The organism is Comamonas trifloxystrobinivorans, assembly GCF_043359985.1.
Lineage (GTDB): Bacteria > Pseudomonadota > Gammaproteobacteria > Burkholderiales > Burkholderiaceae_C > Comamonas > Comamonas trifloxystrobinivorans.
The window spans coordinates 53,545-70,548 of the sequence record NZ_JBHZGV010000004.1 but is presented as its reverse complement, the minus strand read 5'-3'; the positions used below and the strand labels follow the sequence as shown (position 1 = coordinate 70,548).

The following is a 17,004-nucleotide window of genomic DNA, read 5'->3' as shown; positions in this document are numbered from 1 at the left end:
CGCTGGCGCGCCAGGCGTGTCCAGAGGTAAAAGGCCGAGACGCTTGCTCAAATTTTGGGCAGGCGTCTTGCATTTTGGGGGCCAATCCGTCACACTCGTTGGCTGAATTTTCGGGAAAACCCGTAATTCCGAAAGGTGTCGTGATGTTCAATGCGCTGGCTTCGGTAGCGCGCCGGTCCCTGATAACTTGTGTGGCGAGTGCCAGTGTGCTGCTGGCGCCCGCGCTTGTGCATGCGCGGGGCAGCCTGGCGGGCAGCGATGGGCTGGAGACGGTCGCCGTGGCCGATTTGCCGGCCCAGGGCCGCAAAACCTATGCCCTGATTTTGGACGGCGGCCCGTTTCCGCACGACAAGGACGGCGTGGTCTTTGGCAACCGCGAGCGGATTTTGCCCAAGCAAAAACGCGGCTATTACCGTGAGTACACGGTCAAGACACCGGGTTCGCGTGACCGTGGGGCGCGCCGCATTGTCTGCGGCGGCCAGGTGCCCACCACGCCCGATGCTTGCTACTACACCAGCGACCACTACAGCAGTTTTCGCCGTATTGTGAATTAGTGAGTAAGACTCGTCCTATGTCGCTTTTCCGCAAGAAACGGCTTGCGCTGAGCGAACCGGTGGATCAACAATGCCAATGGAACCCCCAGTGGGGCATGGTTTTATAAGATGCTAATGGAAAGAGCAACGGAGATGGACAATCCACTTCGTCAGGTACAAGATACACCGCTGCGTTTTGTGCGCCCGAATATCGTGCAGGCCATCCGCGCCTACCGCCTCGAGGATTTGCGCGACGCCGCCCAGGCGCTGGGGCAGCACTTTTTGTATGCCAATCTGGCGCACGCCTTGTCCAAGGCCGATGTGCTGGAGCTGATCGGTATGCAGTTCTATTTTCCGCCGCACTACGGCAAGAACTTCGACGCGCTCTACGACTGCCTGACCGATCCGCTGCACAAAAGCGGGCCACAGCCCGGTTTTGTCGTGGTGCTGGACCAGATTCCCACGGCGATGAAGTTTGACCGCGAGGCCCGCGAGCAGTTGCTGGACGTGTTCCGCGATGCGGCCGAGTACTGGGCCGAGCGCAAAGTGCCTTTCCGCTGCTTTTACTCCTTCCTGTAAGCATCGCCTTCCAACAAAAGCCCGGCCAGACCGGGCTTTTTGCATGATCAGGTGTCAAATTGACTGCTGACTCGCGCATCGGTGCGCAGCAGCAGCTGAACAATCAAGGCAAACCTGCTCAGGACAGGGCTGCCGCCGCGGCTTCGTACTCGGCCACGGGCACTTCTTCGGCGCGGCGCTGCAGGTCGAATTCGCCGGCAAAGCCTTTTTCATCGAGCCACTTGCCCAAGGTGTTGCGCAAAATTTTGCGGCGCTGGCTGAAGGCCACCTGCACCAGCTCTTCGAGCAGCTTGGGGTTGAGCCGGGCGGGTTGCTCGCGCGGCACCATGCGCACCACGGCGCTGTCCACCTTGGGCGGCGGGTCAAAGCTCTCGGGTGGCACAAAGAGCACGTTTTCCATGGCGTAGCGCCACTGCAGCATGACCGTCAGGCGCCCGTAGTCCGAGGTGGCGGGCTGGGCCACCATGCGGTCGATCACCTCTTTTTGCAGCATGAAGTGCTGGTCTTGCACCACATCCACCTGTTCGAGCAGGTGGAACAAGATGGGGCTGGAGATGTTGTAGGGCAGGTTGCCGACCACGCGCAGCTTGGGCACGCCCAGGCGCTGGGCGATGGCGCGGAAATCGACTTTCAGCACATCGGATTCGACCACGTCCAGCTCGGGGCGCAGGCGCAGGCGCACGGCCAGGTCGCGGTCGAGCTCGATCACGGTGAGTTTGCCCAGGCGTTCGACCAGCGGCTGGGAGAGCGCCATCAGGCCCGGGCCGATCTCGACCATGGGCTGGCCGGGCTGCGGATGGATGGCTTGCACGATGGCGTCGATGACGCTGCCGTCGGTCAGAAAGTTCTGGCCAAAGCGTTTGCGGGGAATGTGTTTCATCAGTAAAAACGCAGCTGGCGGAGCAGCTGCGTGAGCAGGCCTGCCGCGCCAGGCGGCAGACCGGGTGTGAGTGGATGCTTACTGCGGTGGTTCGCGCATTTCCACATAAGCGCGCGCGCGGGCTTCCTGGGCCCAGGTGTTGAAGGCGGTTTCGAGCTTTTTCTCGCGCACGATGTTGCGCACCATGTCGCGTTGCTCGCGCTGGTTGAGCTTGGCTTCGCGGCGGTCGACCAGCTCGATCAGGTGGATGCCAAAGCGCGAGGCGATGGGCTGGCTGATCTCGCCGGGGCGCAGCGCGTTCAGGGCTTCCTCGAACTCGGGCACGAACTGGTGCGGGTTGGACCAGCCCAGATCGCCGCCGTTCTTGGCGCTGCCGTCTTCGGAGTAGCGGCGGGCCAGCTCTTCGAAGCTGTCTTGCTTGTCGACGGCGCGGCGGCGGTAGTCTTGCAGACGTTCCACAGCCTCGGCTTCGCTCAGCTTGGGACCGGGTCGCAGCAGAATGTGGCGCGCATGGTTCTGGGTGACCATGGCCGGCACTTCGCCCGAGCTTTTCTCGATCACTTTGAGGATGTGGAAGCCAGCGGGTGAGCGCACCGGGCCGGCAATGCTGCCCACGGGCGTGGACTGGGTGGCGCTGATGAACAGATCCGGGTAGCGGTCAGCCGGGCGCATGCCGATGGCGCCGCCCCCTTGGCCCAGCGGCACGTCGGAGAACTCTTGCACAGCGGAGTCAAAGGCCTGGCCGGCACGGATCTTGTCGGCCGCCTGCTGGGCCTTGGCCTGCAGCTTTTGCACTTGCTCGGGCGTGGCGTTTTCTGGCACGGCTACCAGCAGGTGGCCCAGGTTCAGCTGCACCACCGCGTTGGCCATGCCGGCTTTGGCTTTTTGCTCGCGCAGGTACTGGTCTACTTCGAGGTCGTTGACGCGCACCTTCGAATCCACCTCGGCTTCGCGCAGCTTTTGGATGGTGAGTTGTTTTTTCAGGTCGGCGCGGAAGGCGGGGAGCGCAATGCCTTCTTGCTGCAGCCGGCGGTGCATTTGCTCCACGCTCAGGCTGTTTTGCCGGGCCACGTTTTCTTCGGCCTGTTGCAGTGCCAGGTTGTCGATGGTGATGCCGCGTTCGGCCGCCATCTGCAGCTGGATTTTTTGGGCAATCAGCAGATCGAGCGCCTGGCGGCGCAGCGCGTCTGCGGGCATGCCGCCCGCCTCGGGCTGGGCGCGCAGGCGTTCGTACTGCTGCTGCACTTCGACATTGGTGATCGGCTCGGAGTTGACCACCGCCACGATAAAGTCGGCCGAACGGGGAGCGCTCAACTGCGTGCTGCCGGCAGCCACTGCCGGGCTAGTGCTTTTGAGGCGCATGCCGCCCGCGCCTTGGTCGGCGGCCTTGAATCCCTGTGCCGAGCTGGCCGAGGCCAGTACGAGCAGGCTGCAAGCCGCGCCCCAGGTAAGAATGCGTTGTTTCATGGTTCGAGGATGGCGTCAATCGTAGTTGCTGAAACGGCTGGGCGGTGTGCTCCCGCGGCCGTTGGGCAGCATTTGGTAGCCGGGTACGTTCTCGCGCATGCTGACCAGCGGGTCTGCACCCAGGGTCAGCTTGGTCAGGCCGGTGAATTCCACCTGGAACAGCAAGCGGGTGTTGGATTGCACCAGCGAGTTTTGCAGGCGCTCCAGCACCACGCGGCTGCTCCAGCAGCAACCGCTGTATTCCAGGCCGACCACCGAATCCACCAGCTTCTTGTCGCGCACGCTGTAGTTCAGGCGGCCCACAGTGTACCAGCGGCCTTCGCCCTTGGCCTTTTTGCTGCTGCCGCCCAGAATCTGGTCAATCGGCCATTGCCAGCCAAAGTCCCACTGCTCGCTGGTTTTGGCCTGGTAGCGGTAGGCCACGGCCAGGGTTTTGTAGTCGCCGGGCTTGTAGCGGGCCGACATGGTTGAGCGCACCGAGCGGCCGTCGTCGGGGTTGAACTGCACCGTGGTGTCAAAGCCCCACTTGGGCGTCCAGTTGATGCCGGCGCCCAGCATGATGTCCGACCAGCGCTCGGTAGCAGGGTCGGCATTGGGCATGGTGACCTTCTGGTCGGAGAAGCGCAGGCGCTGCGCAATGCCAAAGCGGGCCGCCTCGGCGCCGGTGTCGGCATCGAGAAAGCGCGTGGTGGCACCCACGGTCAGCATGTTGTTGTCGGCAATGCGGTCGTAGCCGCTGAACGAGTTGGAGCTGAAGATGGTGGCAAAGCTGAAGTCGTACGGCGCCGTGTCGTACACCGGGACCATGCTCTGGTTGTAGTAGGGCGTGTAGGTGTAGAAGGCGCGCGGCTCCAGCGTCTGGATCAGCTTGCGGCCCCACAGCTGGGTGTCGCGCTCGAAGACCAGGCCGCTGTCGAGGCTGAAGGTCGGGATCGTCAGGCTTTTGCTGCTGACCGTGGTGTAGGGCGAGCTGTCAAAGCTGTAGTTGCGCGAGTTGAGCATCAGCTTGGGCGTGATAAAGCCCTGCGGCGCAATGAAGGGGCGGCTCAGCTCGGCCTGCACATAGCTGCGGTCGGCGTTGGGCTGTTTGAGCAGGCGCTCGTTGGCGCGGAAACGGGTGAAATCCGCTTCCAGCGATGCTTCCAGGCCGTAAGGCAGCTGCTGCGGCGTGTATCGGTACTGCAGCTGCGGCATGCGGTCGTACGGCGGCACGATCGGCGAGAGCGGGTCTTGCAGCGTTTGCCATTTCTGGGCGCGTAGCAGCAGGCTGTGGTTGTCGCGGTTCCAGGTGGCGGTGGCGTCGCTGTTGAGCAGGCGCTCGTTGAGCTTGTAGGCGTTGCTCTGGAAATCGCGCCAGTAATTGGCATCGCTCACGCGCTTGATATTGATGCCCAGGCCCAGGCCGCCAATGGGCGAATCCACCAGGCCGTTGTGCTGCCATAGCCAGGACCAGCGGTTGCTGTCGCGCAGGCTGTCGTTGGGCATGTACAGGCCGGCGATCATGCCTTTGTAGCTGGGCTCCAGGTAGCGGAACTCGCCCGCTGCCGCCAGGCCGCGCTTGACCATGCCGGTGGTGGTGATGGTGGCATCGCGGTTGGGCGCAATGTTCCAGTAATAGGGCTGCGAATAGGTGAAGCCGCTGTCGCTGTCGAGCGACATGGTCGGCGGCAGCAGGCCGGACTTGCGCTTTTCCGACAGCGGAAAGCTCATGCTCGGGATCGGCAGAATCGGCACGCCTTTGAACTCGAGCACCGCGTTCTCGGCATGGCCGACTTCTTCGAGGGTGTCGATATTGATCTTGTCGGCGCGGATCATCCAATCCGGCTTCCAGCTCTCTTCGTCGGTGCGCTGGCAGGTGGTGTAAGTGCCCTGGTGCACCAGCGAGCGGTCGCGGTCGATGAAATCCACCTGCTTGGCCACGCCATAGGCGTTGTTCTCGATCAGGCGGTAGTTGGCGTCCTTGAAATAGCCTTCAAAAGAATCGAGCTGCAGCTTGAGCTCGTCGCCATCGAACACACTGCCCGCGCGGTTGATGTGCACATTGCCTTCGGCATAGGCGATGTTGCTGGGCTCGTGAAAGCGCAGCTTGTCGGCGCGGATCATGGTGTCGGCGCGGCGCAGCTCGGCGTTGCCGGTGACCGTGGTCATGCCCGCCGTCTGGCCCACCAGGTTGTCGCCTTCCACAAACACCGGCATGCGGCCGCGCTGGGCCGAATTCAGCGTTTCCTGCAGGCGCGGGCTGCTGCGCAGCACCAGGCCGGCCTCATCGGCTTCGGCGTTGGCAGCGCTTTGCGCAAAGCCGGCGACAGGCGTTGCCCACAGCAAGGCCATGCACAGTCGGGCGATGGCCGTGGTGGCAAAACGGGCAGGTGCAGCCGCTGAGCGGCGTGCAGGGCGCGGCGCTACGGGCGCCGCATCGGTCAAAGCTTGAATATCCATGGAAATTGCCACTGGCTCGCATGGCCCAGGGCATGCGGGCGGGTCAGCGCCCTCTCGGGGCGAGCGGGCTTTGTAGAATCTGCATTATCCATGAGCCATTCTATTTCCCCCATGTCTGAGCATATTGCTGCCCCTTCCGCTGCGGCCACCACGGCTGACACCACCGCGCAACCTTTACAGGCGGTTACCTGGGCAGACCCGGCCCGCCAGGCCCAATTTGCGCCCTGGTTGCAGGCCATGGCGGCCGAGCACGGCCTGCTGGCGGAGAGCCTGCGCCCGGCCTCGGCCGATGCCAGCTTTCGCCGCTATCTGCGTGTGGACGACAGCCAAGGCGGCTCGCGCATCGTCATGGATGCGCCGCCAGACAAGGAAAACAGCGCGCCTTTTGTGGCCGTACAGGCCTTGCTGGCGCAAGCCGGCCTGAATGTGCCGCAGATCCAGAACTGGGACGAGCCGCATGGCTTCATGCTGCTGTCCGATTTGGGTTCGCAAACCGTCATCGAAAAGCTCAATCCCCAGGATCCGGGCGCTGCTTACGCCTGGTATATGCAGGCGGTCGATATCCTGATCGACTGGCAAAAAGCCTCGCGTGAAGGTGTGCTGCCCGTGTATGACGAAGCCGTGCTGCGCCGCGAGCTTCAGCTTTTCCCCGATTGGTACATTGCCCAACATCGCCAAAAACAGCTGAGCGACAAGCAGCAAGCTGTGCTCAAGGGCGCATTTGACGCCATCGTCGCGCAAAACCTGTCGGTGCCGCGCGTGTTTGTGCACCGCGACTTCATGATGCGCAACCTGATGGTGCCGCGCCAAGAGGGCACGCCGCTGGGCGTGCTGGACTTCCAGGACGCGCTCTACGGCCCCATCACCTACGACATTGCCAGTCTGCTGCGCGACGCCTTCATCAGCTGGGAGGAAGACTTTGTCATCGACATCACCATCCGCTACTGGGAAAAAGCGCGCAAGGCCGGCCTGCTTGGCGCCAGCAGTGCCAGCGGTTTTGGCGACGACTTTGGCGATTTCTACCGCGCCGTCGAGTGGATGGGCATCCAGCGTCACCTCAAGGTGGCTGGCATCTTTGCCCGCCTGACCTTGCGCGACGGCAAGCCCAAATACCTGGCGGACTCGCCGCGCTTCATTCACTACATTCGTGCCACGGCGGCCCGCTACCGCGAGCTCAAGCCGCTGCTGCGTCTGGTCGACGAGATCGAAGGCATCGAGCAGCAAGACGGCTGGGTGATCGGCCGCGGCTGATCACCGTTACCTGAGACTGCTCGTACCACCTGTCAGCGCTTGAAACATTGTTATATAAGCGCTGGCAGCTACTGAATTGATAGTGATTGACTGACTATGCCCCGCTTTTACTGCCCTGTTGACCTGCGCGTTGGCGCTGAATTGGACCTGCCCGCCGAGGCGGCGCGCCATGTGCAGGTGTTTCGCATGCAGCCGGGCGATGGCATCAGTCTGTTCAACGGCATTGCTGGCGGCGCGCCTGCGGGCGAATACGCCGCCACCATCTTGCAGATGGGGCGCAGCCATGTGACGGTACGCGTCGACAGCCACAGCGCTACCGAGCGCGAAGCGGCTGTGGCCGTGCATCTGCTGGCCGGTATCACGGCGGGCGAGCGCATGGAATGGCTGGTGGAAAAAGCCACCGAACTGGGCGTGGCCAGCATCACGCCGCTGGAGGCGGAGCGCTCGGTCATGCGCCTCAAGGGCGAGCGCGCCACCAAGCGCCAAGAGCGCTGGCAAGCCATTGCCGCCAGCGCCTGCGAGCAATGCGGCCGCAACCAGGTGCCCGTCATCCATGCGCCCGTGGATTTGGCGCAGTGGATTAAAAGCGGCTCCCTGCCCGAAGCCCAGCGCCTGGTGCTCTCGCTTGCCGAAGGCACGCAGCCGCTGCCGCAGGCTTTGCAAGCGCGTGCGCCTGCGCAGCCGCTGGTCTTTCTCTCCGGCCCCGAAGGCGGCCTGAGCCCCGCCGAAGAAACCCTGGCCCGCGCCCATGGTTTTGCGCCCGTCACCTTGGGCGCCCGCGTCTTGCGCGCGGAAACCGCGCCGCTGGCAGCGCTTGGTTACCTGGCCATTCTTTAAGCATTTTTTAGCCTTTCCCTAAAAAGTTGGCACATGCCCGCTAGCCGGGCAGGCCGCGCTGCGCCTGTGCGGTGTTGGGCAGGGCGTTGCACCACTGTTACAACTTTTATTCCCATTGAGTGGGAATGAATTAAAGCGGTTGAATTCCGCCTAGGGTTTGCACTAATAGGTCTGTAAGAGAGGGATTTCACAATCCTGGCATTGAACTTGCTCTATCGATGCCATCACTGATCCCAATAAATGGGAATTTCGCATGAACGCCCCTGATGCCCTTGTAACTGCCAACCCGGAAAGCGATGCGCAAGCAGCCGCCGCCGATGTGTCGGCTGCCGAAATTTCGGCGGCCGACCGCGTGTTGCAGGTGCTGGCGGTGCTGGCTTGTGCGGGGCGTCCGCTGTCGGCGAGTGAGCTGATGCAAAGCACCGGCTTGCCGCGCAGCAGCCTGTACCGGCAGCTGGCCCGGCTCAAGCGCTTTGGTTTTGTGGCCGAAAGCGGCTCGCTGTATGCACCCGGCCCGCTGGGTTTGCAGCTGGCGCGTGGTTTTGACGATGGCTCGCATTTGGTGCATGTGGCGCGCCCCGTTCTGGTGCAACTGGCGCAGCAGACCCAAGAGAGTGCAGGCCTGCTGGTGGCCGCCAATGGCCAGGCCGTGTGCCTGGACATGGAGGAAAGCCCGCTGTCACTGCGCTGCTCTTTTGCCAAGGGCCGCAGCGTGCCGCTGAAGGTGGGCGCTTCTGCCAAATGTGTGCTGGCCTATTTGCCCGCGGTGCAGCGCGATGTGCTGCTGGCCCAGGCTTATGGCGCTGATGCCGCTGCACGCAGCATGGCGGCGGCCGAGCTGCAGGCGCTGCGCGAGCGCGGTTACATCACCACCGTGAGTGAGGTGGATGTGGGCGTGTGGGGTTGCAGCACGCCGGTGTTCGCCAGTGGCCGCCGTGCCGTGGCGGCGCTGACGCTGATGGCGCCTTACCAGCGCGCGCAACCGCAGGAAGCGCAGCTGGTGCAGGCCACGCTGGCAGCGGCGGCGCGCATTTCCCGTAGTTTGGCCGAGTGATGGTTTCGATTTTTTGTCTGTATTCAGTCTGTCTAGAAAGGACTTCCCCATGAACTTCCGTCGTACCGTATTGAAAGCTTCTCTGGTGGCCCTGGCCTGTGGCGCAGGTGCCGTGTATGCCCAAAGCAATGTGCTGCGCGTTGCCACCGACGCTACCTTCCCGCCCATGGAATTTGTTGAAAACGGCAAGAAGACCGGTTTTGACGTCGAGCTGGTCGAGGCCGTGGCGGCCAAGATGGGCAAGAAGGTGGAATGGGTCGATATCGACTTCAAGGGCCTGGTGCCCGGTCTGGTGGCCAAGCGCTACGACATGGCGGTCTCGGCCATCTACATCACCGACGAGCGCAAGAAGGTGGTGGATTTCACCCAGCCTTACTACGCCGGCGGCCTGGTGGCCATGGTCAAGGAAGGCAGCCCGATCGCCAAGCTGACCGATCTGGATGGCAAGAAGGTCTCGGTGCAAGTGGGTACCAAGTCGGTCGGCTACATGACCGAGCACTTCCCCAAGGTGCAGCGCGTCGAAGTCGAGAACAACCAGGAAATGTTCAACCTGGTGGACATCGGCCGCGCCGATGCTGCCGTGACCGGCAAGCCCGCCGCCTTCCAGTACATCCGCACCCGTGGCGGCATGAAGGTGCTGCCCGAGCAGATCACCACCGAGGAATACGGCATGGCCATCCGCAAGGACATGCCCGAGCTGACCGCTGCCGTGAACAAGGCGCTGGAGCAGCTCAAGGCCGATGGCGGCTACAAGGCCATCGTGGAAAAGTGGTTCCCCAGCAAGTGATGTGGTGATGTGCTCCACAGCGCGTGGCCTGTGCCGCGCGCTGTACTGACACGACAGGATAGATTATGGAATTGGATTTTTCGCCCGTCTGGGCAGGCTGGCCGGATCTGCTGCGCGGCGCAGCCGTCACGGTCGAGATCACCGCATGTGCGCTGATCCTGGGTTGCGTGATGGGTTTGCTGGTGGGCGTTGGCCGCCTCAACCCCAAGAACCGGCTGGTGTACGGCATTTGCACGGCCTATGTGGCGGTGATTCGCGGCACGCCGCTGCTGGTGCAGCTGTTCATTTTGTTCTTTGGCCTGCCGCAGTTCGGCATCATGCTGCCGGCGTTTGCCTGCGGCGTGCTGGGCTTGGGCATTTACTCGGGCGCTTATGTCTCTGAAGTGGTGCGTGGCGCTATCCAATCCATCGACAAGGGCCAAATGGAAGCGGCGCGCTCCATCGGCATGTCTTCCGGCCAGGCCATGATCTCGGTGATTCTGCCGCAGGCCGTGGTGCGCATGATTCCGCCGCTGGGCAATGAGTTCATCGCGCTGATCAAAAACTCCGCACTGGTGTCGCTGCTGACCATTCACGACGTGATGCACCAGGGCCAGAAGATCATCAGCGTCTCCTACCGCTCGCTGGAAGTGTATTTGGCGATTGCCGTGATTTATTTTGTGTTGACCGGCGTGACCACCTTGGCACTGCGCCACTTTGAAAAGCGCATGCGCGCTGGAGGCATGGTGCAATGACCGCCGCTACCCCATCCCAAGAATCCATGATCCGCATCCGTGGCCTGCGCAAGGCCTACGGCGACCATGTGGTGCTCAACGGCATCGATTTCGACGTGCAACCCCAGCAGGTGGTGGTCGTCATCGGCCCCAGCGGCTCGGGCAAGAGTACTTTCCTGCGCTGCTGCAATGGCCTGGAAGAGCCGCAAGGCGGCCGCATCGACATCTGCGGCCGCACCCTGGTCAACGAAGGCCAGATGATGGGCGACAAAGAGCTGAACGCGCTGCGCGAAGAAGTGGGCATGGTGTTCCAGTCGTTCAACCTGTTCCCGCACCTGTCGGTCATCGACAACGTCACGCTCGGCCCGCGCAAGCTGCACAACATGAGCCGCAAGGACGCCGACGCGCTGGCCCACGACCTGCTGAAAAAAGTGGGCCTGGGCCACAAGGCCGAAGCCATGCCCGCCAGCCTCTCGGGCGGCCAAAAGCAACGTGTGGCCATTGCCCGCGCGCTGGCCATGCGCCCCAAGGTCATGCTGTTTGACGAGCCCACTTCCGCGCTCGACCCCGAGCTGGTTGGCGAAGTGCTGCAAGTGATGAAGATGCTGGCCGCCGAAGGCATGACCATGATGGTGGTGACCCACGAAATGGGCTTTGCCAAGGAAGTGGCCGACGTGGTGGTGGTAATGGACGGCGGCGGCATCATCGAAGCCGGCGACCCGAACACCATCTTCAGCAACCCCAGCAAAGAGCGCACGCGCAACTTCTTGCAAGCGGTGCTGACCAAGCAATAAGCATAGAGCGCAGAGACTCCGATGAACATGCATTTTTTCAGCAGCGCCGCGCTGCCCGCCACGCCATGGAAAAACGGCGGCGGCACCACGCAAGAAGTTGTGTGCTGGCCGCAGGGCGCAGGCTTTGACAGCTTTGACTGGCGCATCTCCATTGCGCAAATTGCCAGCAACGGGCCTTTCTCGGCCTTCGCGGGCATTGACCGTGTCATCACCTTGCTCTCGGGCGCTGGCGTGCACTTGAGCAGCCAGGACGGCAGCGTTAACCACCAGCTGAACCAGGCCTTGCAGCCTTTCGCTTTCTCTGGCGATGTGGCGCTCGATTGCAGTCTGCTCGGCGGCCCTTCGCAAGACTTCAACGTGATGACGCGCCGTGGCCGCATCCGCGCCAACGTCAGCATCCACCGCGCTGGCGTGGTGCAGTTGCGCTCGCCGCACGGCTTGCTGCTGGCGCGCAGTGGCCGCTGGCAATTGGTTGGCCGCAGCGATGTGTTGCAAGCAGACGCTCAAGACGGCGTGTACTGGGCGGCCCAGCCCGGCCAGCATGTGGAAGCCGAAGCTTTGGACGATGGCGCCACGCTGATTGCCGTGGCCTTGCAGGAGGTGGCTGCTGGCGCTTGACGCGCCGCCACGCAGACGATGAACCCAAACAAGACTTTGTTTGCAGCCCATGCGCTGTTGCCCGGTGGCTGGGCACGCAATGTGCTGCTGCAGTGGAACGAGCAAGGCAGCCTGACTTCGGTGCAAGCCGATGCCCAGCCCGCTGCCGGCGTGCCGCATGCCAACGGCCCGCTGCTGCCCGGCGTGCCCAACCTGCACTCGCATGCTTTCCAGCGCGGCTTTGCCGGCCTGTCCGAGTTTCGTGGCCAGGCGCAAGACAGCTTTTGGAGCTGGCGCACGCTGATGTACCGCTTTGCCGCCAAACTCGGCCCGCAGCACCTGGAGGCCATCGCCACCTGGCTGTATGTGGAAATGCTGGAGGCGGGCTACACCAGCGTGTGCGAGTTCCACTACCTGCACCACCAGCCCGACGGCCAGCCCTACACGCCCGACAGCGAGCTGAGCCTGGCGCTGCTGCGTGCCGCCAAGAACGCCGGCATCGGCATCACCTTGCTGCCCGTGCTCTACCAGAACAGCGGCTTTGGCGCCCAAGCGCCCAACGATGGCCAAAAGCGCTTTATCCGCAGCACCGACAACATGCTGCGCCTGCTGGAGGCACTGGCCCCGGCTTGCGCTGCCCAAGGCGCTGCGCTGGGCCTGGCGCCGCACTCGCTGCGCGCTGTGGCGCCCGAAGCCTTGAAGGAAGCGGTGCAAGGCTTGCACGCGCTCAATGCTGCCGCGCCCGTGCACATCCACATTGCCGAGCAAATGGCCGAGGTCAACGCCTGCCTGCAGTGGAGCGGCCAGCGCCCGGTGGCCTGGTTGCTGGACCACATGCCGGTCGACGCGCGCTGGTGCCTGGTGCATGCCACGCACATGGACGATGAGGAATACGCAGGCGCTGCCGCCTCGCAAGCCGTGGCCGGCCTGTGCCCGTTGACCGAAGCCAATCTGGGCGACGGCATTTTCGATCTGCCGCGCTGGGAAGCCGGTGGTGGCCGCTGGGGTGTGGGCTCGGACAGCCACATCGGCGTCAACGCCGCCGAAGAGCTGATGGTGCTGGAATACAGCCAGCGCCTGCAGCGCCAGCAGCGCAACGTCTCCGCCAGCGCGCAACAACCGCATGTGGCCAGCCATATGCTGTTGTCTGCCGTGCAAGGCGGCGCACAAGCTGCGGGCCGCAACATTGCCGGTTTGGCCGCCGGCCAGCAGGCGGATTTTGTGGTGCTGGATGGCGGGCACTTTGCCCTGGCCGGCCTGGCCGCGCCCGAGCAACTGGACGCCCATGTCTTTGCCAGCAGCCGCAGCAATGCGGTGGCCCAGGTCTGGGTCGCCGGCCAGTGCCAGGTGGCCGAAGGCCGCCACGCGCTGCACCAAAGCGCGCAGCAAGGCTTTGTCGCCGCGCGCGCCGAACTACTCCAGGAGAACTGAGCATGCATTTTGAAACCGACCGTCCGGCCTTTGAATTCCGCCAAGGCACAGCGCCGCTGCTGATCTCTTTCCCGCACGTGGGCACCTATGTGCCGCCCGCGCTGGCCGAGCGCTTCACGCCTGAGGCGCGCGAGGTGCACGACACCGACTGGCACCTGCCCATTCTTTACGCTTTCGCGCAAGAAATCGGCGCCTCCACCCTGGTGGCCACGCACTCGCGCTTTGTGGTCGACATGAACCGCCCGCCCGATGGCGCCAGCCTCTACCCCGGCCAAAGCGTCACCGGCCTGTGCCCGACCGACACCTTTGCCGACACGCCGATCTACCGCAGCCCCGAGCTGGCGCCTGACGACGCCGAAATCGCCCAGCGCCGCGACATCGTCTGGAAGCCTTACCACGAGCAACTGGCCGCTGAGCTGGCGCGCATCAAAGCGCAGCATGGCGTGGCCGGCCTGTGGGATGCGCACTCGATCCAATCCGTGCTGCCGCGCTTTTTCGAAGGCAAGCTGCCCGACCTGAACCTGGGCACCAACAAGGGCGCGAGCTGCGGCGCAGGTCTGGGCGAAGCCCTGCTGGCCGAAGCCCAGAAAAGCGCTGCAGACGGCTTTACCGCCGTGCTCAACGGCCGCTTCCAGGGCGGCTACATCACGCGCCACTACGGCCAGCCCGAGCAAAACGTGCACGCCATCCAGCTGGAGATGACGCAAAGCAGCTACATGCAAGAGCACATGCCTTTCGACTACCTGCCCGAAGTGGCCGCCAAGATCCAGCCGCACGTGCGCCGCATGGTCGAGACGCTGCTGCAGTACGTGCAAAAGCAGGCGCGCTGATCGCACTGGTCTTGAAAAAGGGCTGCTGGCGCTTGTAAATCAAGCGCCAGCAGCTTTGTTTTTTATAGCGCAACGCTGCACCTGCACGACAGGTTTTGCCCGCTGCGGACAAGCTATGCCGCACATTCCGCCCGACAATAGCGGGCTATGAACACCTCTTGCCACGACAACGCAGCGGCTGCGCCCAGCGCCGCTTTCTGGACCGATCTTGAACAAGCCCTGGGCGCGCAAGGCTTTGTGCGCGGCGACATCCCCGAGAAGTACTGGACCGACTGGAGCGGCATGCCGCCCGTGCAGCCGCTGGCGCTGGTGCGCCCGCGCAGCACCGACGAGGTCAGCGCCTTGCTGCGCGTCTGCCACGCGCACCGCATTCCCGTGGTGCCGCAAGGCGGTTTGACGGGTTTGGCTGGCGCGGCTGTGCCCGTGCAAGGCTGCGTGGCACTGTCGATGGAGCGCATGAACGCGATTGAAGAGGTAAATGCCCGCACCGGTTTGATGACGGTGCAAGCCGGCGTCACCTTGCAAACCGTGCAAGAAGCGGCGGTGGCCGCTGGCCGCGTGTTTGGTGTCGACCTGGGCGCGCGCGGCAGCTGCCAGATTGGCGGCAATGTCTCCACCAATGCGGGTGGCAACGGCGTGCTGCAAAACGGCATGATGCGCGAGCAGGTGCTGGGCCTGGAAGTGGTACTGGCCGATGGCACGGTGCTGCCCATGCTGCGCCCCATGCTCAAGAACAACACGGGCTACGACCTGAAGCAATTCTTCATTGGCGCGGAAGGCACCTTGGGCGTCATCACCCGCGTACTGCTGCGCCTGCGCCCCGCCCCCCAAGCCAAGGCCACTTGCCTGGTGGCAATGCCTGATTTTGACAACGCCCTGGCCGTGCTGGCACGCATGCAAAGCCGCTTTGGCAACAGCGTGGCCGCGTTCGAGCTGATGTGGAACGACTTTGTGCAAACCTCGATGCAGTGGCAAAAACTGCAGCCGGCTTTTGCCGAGCAGCACCCGCTGCTGGCGCTGATCGATGTGGATGGCAAAGACGAAGCCGAGCTGCGTGAAGCCGTGGAAGCCGCGCTGGGCGAGGCCATGGAAGTGGGCGAGGTGGTGGATGCGGTGATCGCCCAATCGAGCGAACAGGCCAAGAGCCTGTGGAAGCTGCGCGAAGCCCCGGCCGAGATGACGGCCCACATGCACCCGCCGGTGAACTTTGATGTGAGCCTGCCGCAAGTCGACATTGGCCGCTTTGCCGCTGCTTGCCGCGCTGCTTTTGATGCGCGCTGGCCCGGCCACCACAGCCTGTTTTTCGGCCATGTGGGCGACGGCAACTTGCACGTCACCACCGACAGCAAAACCATCAACGGAGAAGACGAGCAGCTCGAAGCCGTGCTCTACGGCCTGGTGCAGCAGTTCCATGGCAGCGTCTCGGCCGAGCACGGCATCGGCCTGCACAAAAAGCCGTACCTGCCTTTCAGCCGCACGCCGCAAGAGTTGGCAGCGATGCGCGCCATCAAGGCCGCGCTGGACCCGCTGAACCTGATGAACCCTGGCAAGGTTTTCTGATGCCGCGTGGCGCCTAGGCGCTGCGCGCCTGGCCTTGCGCGGCCAGCAACTTGCGGTCCCACAGCACCACGGCCAGGCAGAGCAGGCCGAGCGCGGCGCCCGTCAGGCTGGTGCCGCCCCAGCCATGGTGCAGCCAGGCCCAGGAGCCGAGCGCCGAGCCAATGGCAGCGCCCAGAAAATACGTGGTCATGTACACCGCGTTGATGCGCGAACGCGCCTGCGGTGCCAGCGCGTAGACCACGTTCTGGTTGCTGATGTGCAGCGCTTGCAGTGCGGCATCCACCACCAGCAGGCCCAGCACAAACCACCAGATGTTGCTGCCGCCCAGCCACAGGCAAAGCCAGCCCAGCAGCATGAGCGCGGCACCGGCCAGGGTTGTGGACTGCTCCAGCCCTTTGTCGGCCAGGCGCCCGGCGACATTGGCCATCAGCGCACCGGCAATGCCGGCGATGCCGATCAGGCCGATCACCACATCCGAATAGCCAAAACCCGGCCCGGCCAACAGCAGCGCCATGCTGGAGAACAGCACGCTTACCGTGGCAAAGCCGGTGCCGCCAATCAGGGCGCGGCTGCGCAGGCGTGGGTACTGGCGCAGCAGCTGGGCGAGCGATTGCATGATCTCGCCATAGCCCACGTGCGCTGCGGGCGGCGCTTTGGGCAGGGCGCGGGCCAGCAGCAAGGCCATCAGCGCCGTGCAGATCGCACCCACCCAGTACACCGTGCTCCAGCCGCCCAGACCCGACAGAATGCCGGCCACGCTGCGCGAAGCCAGAATGCCGACCAGCAAGCCGCTCATCACCAAACCGACAGCACGCCCACTGGTGCCGGGCGCGGCAAAAGTGGCGGCCATCGGCACCAGCACCTGGGCGGCGACCGAGAACACGCCGGCCATCAAGGTGCCTGCGGCCAGCAAGCCAAAGCTGTTGGCCGTGCCGCTCAGGCCCGACAGCAACATGCCGCAGGCGGCCAGCAGCATCAGGACAACAACCAGGCGGCGGCGCTCCAGCATGTCGCCCAGCGGCACCAACAGCAGCAGTCCCAGCCCGTACGACACCTGGGCCATGGTGACGGTGCTGGCCGCCTGGGCATCGCTGATGCGCAAATGCTGCGCCATCGAATGCAGCAGCGGCTGGTTGAAGTAGTTGGCCCCGGCGCACAGGCCGCAAGCCACGGCCATGAGCACCAGGGTGGAGGTGGACAGGGCGGTGGGGCGGGGGGAAGTCGTCATGAGAAATCTGGCAGGCAAAAAAGG

General features: G+C 63.8%; 16 protein-coding genes. 12 read left to right on the top strand and 4 right to left on the bottom strand.

The annotated features are described in order from the left end of the window. Window positions 1-143 precede the first annotated feature (143 nt). Both ACFIQF_RS05175 and ACFIQF_RS05170 read left to right on the top strand, forming a co-directional pair. Window positions 144-554, top strand: a complete 411-nt coding sequence (locus ACFIQF_RS05175) for a guanyl-specific ribonuclease (RefSeq protein ID WP_393940799.1) — start codon at window positions 144-146, stop codon at window positions 552-554. 132 nt (window positions 555-686) lie between these two features. Beyond that, window positions 687-1,112 carry a barstar family protein gene (locus ACFIQF_RS05170; protein WP_393940797.1) on the top strand — a complete coding sequence of 142 codons (426 nt, stop codon included), beginning with the start codon at window positions 687-689 and terminating at the stop codon, window positions 1,110-1,112. A gap of 118 nt (window positions 1,113-1,230) precedes the next feature. Here the strand turns inward: ACFIQF_RS05170 and rsmA are convergent, their stop codons facing one another. The 3 genes from rsmA to ACFIQF_RS05155 all read right to left on the bottom strand — a co-directional run bounded on the left by rsmA (window position 1,231) and on the right by ACFIQF_RS05155 (window position 5,898). Further along, window positions 1,231-1,992: a 16S rRNA (adenine(1518)-N(6)/adenine(1519)-N(6))-dimethyltransferase RsmA gene (rsmA, locus tag ACFIQF_RS05165; RefSeq protein WP_393940795.1), complete on the bottom strand. Its 762-nt coding sequence runs from the start codon at window positions 1,990-1,992 to the stop codon at window positions 1,231-1,233. Window positions 1,993-2,070: 78 nt separating this feature from the next. Next, window positions 2,071-3,459 (bottom strand): peptidylprolyl isomerase, encoded by a 1,389-nt coding sequence (locus tag ACFIQF_RS05160; RefSeq protein WP_393940793.1) that lies wholly within the window; start codon window positions 3,457-3,459, stop codon window positions 2,071-2,073. A gap of 15 nt (window positions 3,460-3,474) precedes the next feature. Beyond that, on the bottom strand, window positions 3,475-5,898 hold the full coding sequence (locus ACFIQF_RS05155; protein WP_393940791.1) for an LPS-assembly protein LptD: 2,424 nt from the start codon (window positions 5,896-5,898) through the stop codon (window positions 3,475-3,477). 111 nt (window positions 5,899-6,009) lie between these two features. On the opposite strand from ACFIQF_RS05155, the gene ACFIQF_RS05150 reads away from it, so the two are divergent. The 10 genes from ACFIQF_RS05150 to ACFIQF_RS05105 all read left to right on the top strand — a co-directional run bounded on the left by ACFIQF_RS05150 (window position 6,010) and on the right by ACFIQF_RS05105 (window position 15,752). Further along, on the top strand, window positions 6,010-7,149 hold the full coding sequence (locus ACFIQF_RS05150) for an aminoglycoside phosphotransferase family protein (RefSeq protein ID WP_393941189.1): 1,140 nt from the start codon (window positions 6,010-6,012) through the stop codon (window positions 7,147-7,149). A gap of 96 nt (window positions 7,150-7,245) precedes the next feature. Beyond that, entirely contained in the window at window positions 7,246-7,986 is a 741-nt protein-coding gene (locus tag ACFIQF_RS05145) for a 16S rRNA (uracil(1498)-N(3))-methyltransferase (RefSeq protein WP_393940789.1), read from the top strand. Between the two features lie 253 nt (window positions 7,987-8,239). Beyond that, window positions 8,240-9,040, top strand: a complete 801-nt coding sequence (locus ACFIQF_RS05140) for an IclR family transcriptional regulator (protein WP_393940787.1) — start codon at window positions 8,240-8,242, stop codon at window positions 9,038-9,040. A gap of 49 nt (window positions 9,041-9,089) precedes the next feature. Next, on the top strand, window positions 9,090-9,827 hold the full coding sequence (locus ACFIQF_RS05135; RefSeq protein ID WP_393940785.1) for a transporter substrate-binding domain-containing protein: 738 nt from the start codon (window positions 9,090-9,092) through the stop codon (window positions 9,825-9,827). 65 nt (window positions 9,828-9,892) lie between these two features. Continuing rightward, window positions 9,893-10,561, top strand: a complete 669-nt coding sequence (locus tag ACFIQF_RS05130; protein ID WP_393940784.1) for an amino acid ABC transporter permease — start codon at window positions 9,893-9,895, stop codon at window positions 10,559-10,561. Beyond that, the gene (locus ACFIQF_RS05125) at window positions 10,558-11,334 is read left to right on the top strand and encodes an amino acid ABC transporter ATP-binding protein (protein ID WP_393940782.1); all 777 of its coding nucleotides are present in this window, start codon (window positions 10,558-10,560) and stop codon (window positions 11,332-11,334) included. Before ACFIQF_RS05130 ends, ACFIQF_RS05125 begins: the two co-directional genes overlap by 4 nt. A gap of 21 nt (window positions 11,335-11,355) precedes the next feature. Next, the gene (locus tag ACFIQF_RS05120) at window positions 11,356-11,952 is read left to right on the top strand and encodes a HutD/Ves family protein (RefSeq protein ID WP_393940780.1); all 597 of its coding nucleotides are present in this window, start codon (window positions 11,356-11,358) and stop codon (window positions 11,950-11,952) included. Window positions 11,953-11,970: 18 nt separating this feature from the next. Further along, on the top strand, window positions 11,971-13,362 hold the full coding sequence (locus ACFIQF_RS05115; protein ID WP_393940779.1) for a formimidoylglutamate deiminase: 1,392 nt from the start codon (window positions 11,971-11,973) through the stop codon (window positions 13,360-13,362). A 2-nt stretch (window positions 13,363-13,364) separates the two neighbouring features. After that, window positions 13,365-14,192, top strand: coding sequence for an N-formylglutamate deformylase (gene hutG, locus ACFIQF_RS05110; RefSeq protein WP_393940777.1), 828 nt, complete (start codon window positions 13,365-13,367; stop codon window positions 14,190-14,192). Between the two features lie 147 nt (window positions 14,193-14,339). After that, window positions 14,340-15,752, top strand: a complete 1,413-nt coding sequence (locus ACFIQF_RS05105) for an FAD-binding oxidoreductase (RefSeq protein ID WP_393940776.1) — start codon at window positions 14,340-14,342, stop codon at window positions 15,750-15,752. 13 nt (window positions 15,753-15,765) lie between these two features. Here ACFIQF_RS05105 and ACFIQF_RS05100 read toward each other — a convergent pair whose 3' ends face one another. Continuing rightward, the gene (locus tag ACFIQF_RS05100; RefSeq protein WP_393940775.1) at window positions 15,766-16,980 is read right to left on the bottom strand and encodes an MFS transporter; all 1,215 of its coding nucleotides are present in this window, start codon (window positions 16,978-16,980) and stop codon (window positions 15,766-15,768) included. Window positions 16,981-17,004: the final 24 nt, after the last annotated feature.

Coding starts and splice junctions, on each gene's coding strand:
- ACFIQF_RS05175 (WP_393940799.1), top strand. CDS start 144: ATGTTCAATGCGCTGGCTTCGGTAGCGCGCCGGTCCCTGATAACTTGT.
- ACFIQF_RS05170 (WP_393940797.1), top strand. CDS start 687: ATGGACAATCCACTTCGTCAGGTACAAGATACACCGCTGCGTTTTGTG.
- rsmA (WP_393940795.1), bottom strand. CDS start 1,992: ATGAAACACATTCCCCGCAAACGCTTTGGCCAGAACTTTCTGACCGAC.
- ACFIQF_RS05160 (WP_393940793.1), bottom strand. CDS start 3,459: ATGAAACAACGCATTCTTACCTGGGGCGCGGCTTGCAGCCTGCTCGTA.
- ACFIQF_RS05155 (WP_393940791.1), bottom strand. CDS start 5,898: ATGGATATTCAAGCTTTGACCGATGCGGCGCCCGTAGCGCCGCGCCCT.
- ACFIQF_RS05150 (WP_393941189.1), top strand. CDS start 6,010: ATGTCTGAGCATATTGCTGCCCCTTCCGCTGCGGCCACCACGGCTGAC.
- ACFIQF_RS05145 (WP_393940789.1), top strand. CDS start 7,246: ATGCCCCGCTTTTACTGCCCTGTTGACCTGCGCGTTGGCGCTGAATTG.
- ACFIQF_RS05140 (WP_393940787.1), top strand. CDS start 8,240: ATGAACGCCCCTGATGCCCTTGTAACTGCCAACCCGGAAAGCGATGCG.
- ACFIQF_RS05135 (WP_393940785.1), top strand. CDS start 9,090: ATGAACTTCCGTCGTACCGTATTGAAAGCTTCTCTGGTGGCCCTGGCC.
- ACFIQF_RS05130 (WP_393940784.1), top strand. CDS start 9,893: ATGGAATTGGATTTTTCGCCCGTCTGGGCAGGCTGGCCGGATCTGCTG.
- ACFIQF_RS05125 (WP_393940782.1), top strand. CDS start 10,558: ATGACCGCCGCTACCCCATCCCAAGAATCCATGATCCGCATCCGTGGC.
- ACFIQF_RS05120 (WP_393940780.1), top strand. CDS start 11,356: ATGAACATGCATTTTTTCAGCAGCGCCGCGCTGCCCGCCACGCCATGG.
- ACFIQF_RS05115 (WP_393940779.1), top strand. CDS start 11,971: ATGAACCCAAACAAGACTTTGTTTGCAGCCCATGCGCTGTTGCCCGGT.
- hutG (WP_393940777.1), top strand. CDS start 13,365: ATGCATTTTGAAACCGACCGTCCGGCCTTTGAATTCCGCCAAGGCACA.
- ACFIQF_RS05105 (WP_393940776.1), top strand. CDS start 14,340: ATGAACACCTCTTGCCACGACAACGCAGCGGCTGCGCCCAGCGCCGCT.
- ACFIQF_RS05100 (WP_393940775.1), bottom strand. CDS start 16,980: ATGACGACTTCCCCCCGCCCCACCGCCCTGTCCACCTCCACCCTGGTG.